1 protein-coding gene is annotated in these 391 nt (G+C 61.1%); it reads right to left on the bottom strand.

The features are described 5' to 3' along the window. Positions 1-391, bottom strand: a 391-nt coding sequence (locus tag LU493_RS19695; protein ID WP_275289492.1) for a GTP-binding protein, incomplete at both ends; no start/stop codon positions are given.

Here is a 391-nt window from a genome sequence, read left to right on the forward strand (position 1 = left end):
GTTGACCGCCACTACCAGGTGTTTAATGCCCAGCAGCGTCGAGATGAAGCTGTGACGGCGGGTCTGGTCGAGCACCCCCTTGCGCGCATCGATCAGCAGGATCGCCAGGTCGCAGGTGGACGCCCCAGTGGCCATATTGCGCGTGTACTGCTCGTGCCCCGGGGTGTCGGCGATGATAAATTTGCGTTTTTCGGTTGAGAAGTAGCGATAGGCCACGTCGATGGTGATGCCCTGCTCGCGCTCGGCCTGCAGGCCGTCCACCAGCAGCGCCAGGTCCAGTTTTTCGCCCTGGGTGCCGTGACGCTTGCTGTCGTTGTGCAGCGAAGAGAGCTGGTCTTCATAGATCTGGCGCGTATCGTGCAGCAGGCGGCCAATTAAGGTGCTTTTGCCG

Source organism: Halomonas elongata (assembly GCF_029081005.1).
GTDB classification, from domain to species: domain Bacteria; phylum Pseudomonadota; class Gammaproteobacteria; order Pseudomonadales; family Halomonadaceae; genus Halomonas; species Halomonas elongata_B.